This is a genomic window from uncultured Nostoc sp. (genome assembly GCF_964245575.1).
Taxonomy (GTDB): domain Bacteria; phylum Cyanobacteriota; class Cyanobacteriia; order Cyanobacteriales; family Nostocaceae; genus Nostoc.
Window position 1 is genome coordinate 1 of sequence record NZ_CAXTNP010000462.1, and the last position, 3,936, is coordinate 3,936.

A 3,936-nucleotide genomic window follows, 5' to 3' on the forward strand; every position below is an offset into this window, starting at 1 on the left:
GATTAGGGGCATGGGGACTGGGGAGGAGTCACAAATGACTAATGACTAATGACTAATGACTAATGACTAATGACTAGATCCGTTGAGACATGCCAATGATTTGGGATAATTAACTGCGTCCATCAGCGTTGATCTGCGGTTATAAATGACAACTGCCGAAACATGCTGATGATTTTTGGATAGTTATCTGCGTTCATCACATAGAAAGTTTGATCGTCGGTTTTTGACGATCGCACTTTTCTTGAGACAGCGTTGATATGCGGTTCAAAATCCACAATTGCACTAAGGGTCATGGGTTCTGAAAATTTGTCACAAGATACACTAGCAGAACAGCTGCTGGAACTAGCTATGAAATCTGGAGCAGAAGCTGCTGAGGTGTATCAGTCGCGATCGCTTTCTCGCCCAGTCTTTTTTGAGGCAAACCGACTCAAACAGCTAGAAACCAACCAATCTGAAGGCACAGCACTACGGCTTTGGCGAAACGGCCGTCCGGGACTGACGGTGGCTTATGGTTCTGTCCTAGCCGAAGTAATGGTGGAAAAAGCTCTAGCACTAAGTCAACTGAATCAACCAGAAACAGTAGAATTAGGCTCTAACTCTCAGCCCTCCTACCCAGATATAGGGGAAGGCGTGCCGATAGAGATTTTGGTAGATTGGGGCAAAGAAGCGATCGCACTCATCCGCGATGCCTATCCCGATGTTGTTTGCAATGGTGACTGGGAATGTGATGTTGAAACTACCAGAATAGTCAACACTAAAGGTTTAGATTGTTACTACACCGATACTACCCTCAACTGCTATATATCAGCAGAATGGGTGCGTGGCGATGATTTTTTAAGTGTTTCCGATGGCCAAACTAAGCGGGGCGAACTCCACCCGGAAATATTAGCTAACCAAATTTTACAACGGTTAATTTGGGCCAGAGAAAATGTCTCATCTCCTAGCGGTCGCGTCCCGGTTTTGTTCACTTCTAAAGCAGCTGATATGCTTTGGGGTACTGTACAAGAAGCTTTGAATGGCAAGCGAGTTTTAGAAGTAGCTTCCCCTTGGGCAGAACGTTTGGGTAAGGCAGTAGTTGCACCCAGTCTCACCCTCTACCAAGATCCAGAAGCCGGCCCTTATAGTTGCCCTTTTGATGATGAAGGCACTCCTACTCAATTTTTAGTATTTATCCAAAACGGAACTTTACAGCATTTTTATAGCGATCGCACCACCGGAAGCCAACTCGCTACAAACACCACTGGAAATGGTTTTCGCCCTGATTTAGGCAGCTATCCCACCCCTGGTTTATTTAATTTTCTCATCCAGCCCGGTTCGGCATCACTACCAGATTTAATTCAAGAACTGGATAATGGCATAATTGTGGATCAAATGCTGGGTGGTGGCGGCAGTATTTCTGGAGATTTTTCGATCAACGTTGATTTAGGCTACCGCGTCCAAAATGGTCAGGTAATTGGGCGCGTTAAGGATACGATGGTTGCAGGTAATGTCTACACAGCCCTGAAGCAATTAGTTACACTGGGCAACGATGCTGATTGGAATGGTTCTTGTTATACTCCATCTCTGATAGTAGAAGGGCTATCCACCACGGGGAGAAGTAATTAAAAATTCTAAATTTATTACAAGTAAGGGGTTTTGCAAGTAGCAAATGTTGCCTTTGATTTGTTGAAAGTTTAGTAAATCATCTTTGAATAACACAATAAAATTGACATCATGTGGTATTTACCTATCTTACAGCGCTTTCGGCAACTGCTACAACCACGGCGTCGTTTAGCAATTTTTGAAGCTTGTCTAATTGGTTTGGTTTCTGCTCTTGGAGCAGTCTTACTTAAATCGGGGGTAGGATTGCTAGGTGCGTGGCGAGTGCAGACATCGCTACTGCTACCAGCTTGGTTCGTGCTACCAAGTATCGGACTTGCCTTTGGATTCCTAGCAGGATGGCTGGTTGAGCGCGTAGCACCAGAAACTTCCGGGAGCGGCATTCCTCAGGTGAAAGCAGTGTTAGCCCGTATACCAATTGCTCTAGATTTGCGGGTTGCCCTGGTCAAGCTAGTAGGTGGTGTTCTGGCACTTGGTTCTGGGCTAGCTTTAGGGCGGGAAGGGCCAACAGTTCAACTTAGTGCAGCTTTAGCAGCTCAACTCAGTCGGTGGTTTCCGACTTCACCAGACCACCGCCGCCAGTTGATTGCTGCTGGTGCTGGTGCAGGGTTAGCGGCTGCCTTCAATACGCCGATTGCAGGTGTATTGTTTGTAGTCGAAGAACTGTTACAGGATTTTTCTGAATTTACCTTGGGCACTGCGATTCTGGCTTCTTTTATCGGTGCCGTCGTCTCGCGCGTATTGGGTGGTCGCAGCCTGGATCTCAATCTAGCATTAACTGCTTCCAAGACAGATTTTTTTGTTCAAGATATTCCCTTCTATTTAGTGTTGGGGGTTGTGGCTGGGTTGATGGGGGCGTTATTCAATCGCGGGATTATTGCCAGCTTAACTGTTTACCGCCGCTCTCTACGTTTTGGATTACCTGCTCGTGTGGCCCTAGCTGGGTTAGTGTCTGGGGTGATTGTGGCATTACTACCGCTAGCGTTTCGAGACAACACGGGACTGCGGGAAATTTTAATTACAGGTGAGGCTAGCTGGTCAATAGCCGCGATCGCCTTTTTCTCCCAGTTTATTCTAACTCTCGTCGCTTATGGCTCTGGTGTGCCAGGAGGATTATTTGCTCCCGCTTTGACCCTTGGGGCTGCCCTTGGCTACTTGGTGGGTATGGGAGAACAGACTTTGCTTCTGCCTTTCGGGATAGCGACTGGATTACCAATTACTTATGCATTGGCAGGAATGGGCGCATTTTTTACTGCGGTGGCCAGAGTGCCAATGACAGGGATAGTAATTGTGTTTGAAATGACTACAGATTTTAACTTAGTGCTGCCCTTAATGATTGGCTCTGTAACATCGTATCTAGTTGCTGAAAAGTTAGCACCAGGATCACTATACGACAAACTTTTGGCGTGGAATGGCATAACTATCGAAAAAGCAGCACCGGCGGGGGGAATAATAGCAAATTTGACAGCCAAAGATGTCATGCAGCAACAGGTAGAAACTCTCGATACAGAGATGCCTTTAGATGAAGTGATCCAAGCATTCGCCCGTTCCCATCATCGTGGCTTTCCAGTGGTAGAGGACAGCAAGCTTGTAGGGATTGTGACGCAATCAGATTTACTCAATATTCGCGATCGCAACTTAGCAAACGATACTCCCTTAGGGGAAATTATGAGCGCCACTCCGGTGACAGTAACACCGATCCATACCCTAAGCAATGTGCTGTATTTACTTGATCGCTATAAAATCAGTCGCTTACCAGTCGTACAAGGACGAAAACTGATTGGAATTATTACCCGTGCAGATATTATTCGGGCGGAAGCAGACCATCTTAATGGTGAAAATGCTACCCCAAGACTGCGACCAGATCCTTCATACATAGTTTACCAAACGCGATCGCCCAGCACCGGCAGTGGTAGATTATTAGTGCCAGTAGCTAATCCCGAAACAGCAGGTATTTTATTACAAATGGCACTGGCTATTGCCCGCGATCGCCATTATGAAATAGATTGCGTGCAGGTAATGCTGATACCCCGCCACAGTTCCCCATCAGAAACACAGGTAAGGACGGCAAAAAGTCGCCGCTTGCTACGACAGGCGGAAGTCTTAGCAAAAAAGTGGAAAATTCCCTTGCACACACAGATACGAGTTACCCACGATGTAGCGCAGGCAATTTTGGAGACAATCAACGAACAACACATCGACCTAATTTTAATGGGATGGAAAGGTAACACATCTACCCCTGGTCGGATTTTTGGTAACGTTGTAGACACCGTAATTCGCCAAGCCACCTGCGAAGTAGTCCTAGTAAAATTAGGCAAAACTCCCCAGTCCCCAGTC

3 protein-coding genes are annotated in these 3,936 nt (G+C 46.5%); 2 read left to right on the forward strand and 1 reads right to left on the reverse strand.

Going from position 1 to position 3,936, the window contains the following annotated elements; translation table 11 throughout:
• Positions 1–122: 122 nt before the first annotated feature.
• The gene (locus ACFFAP_RS36915; protein WP_375515851.1) at positions 123–293 is read right to left on the reverse strand and encodes a hypothetical protein; all 171 of its coding nucleotides are present in this window, start codon (positions 291–293) and stop codon (positions 123–125) included.
• On the opposite strand from ACFFAP_RS36915, the gene ACFFAP_RS36920 reads away from it, so the two are divergent.
• Both ACFFAP_RS36920 and ACFFAP_RS36925 read left to right on the forward strand, forming a co-directional pair.
• On the forward strand, positions 292–1,605 hold the full coding sequence (locus ACFFAP_RS36920; RefSeq protein WP_375515852.1) for a TldD/PmbA family protein: 1,314 nt from the start codon (positions 292–294) through the stop codon (positions 1,603–1,605). The two genes, ACFFAP_RS36915 and ACFFAP_RS36920, sit on opposite strands and share 2 nt — an antisense overlap.
• 108 nt (positions 1,606–1,713) lie before the next feature.
• On the forward strand, positions 1,714–3,936 hold a 2,223-nt coding region (locus ACFFAP_RS36925; RefSeq protein WP_375515853.1), incomplete at its 3' end, for a chloride channel protein.

What these genes read in the sequence shown, in the direction of transcription:
- ACFFAP_RS36920 (WP_375515852.1), top strand. Translation starts at nt 292, where the DNA reads ATGGGTTCTGAAAATTTGTCACAAGATACACTAGCAGAACAGCTGCTG.
- ACFFAP_RS36915 (WP_375515851.1), bottom strand. Translation starts at nt 293, where the DNA reads ATGACCCTTAGTGCAATTGTGGATTTTGAACCGCATATCAACGCTGTC.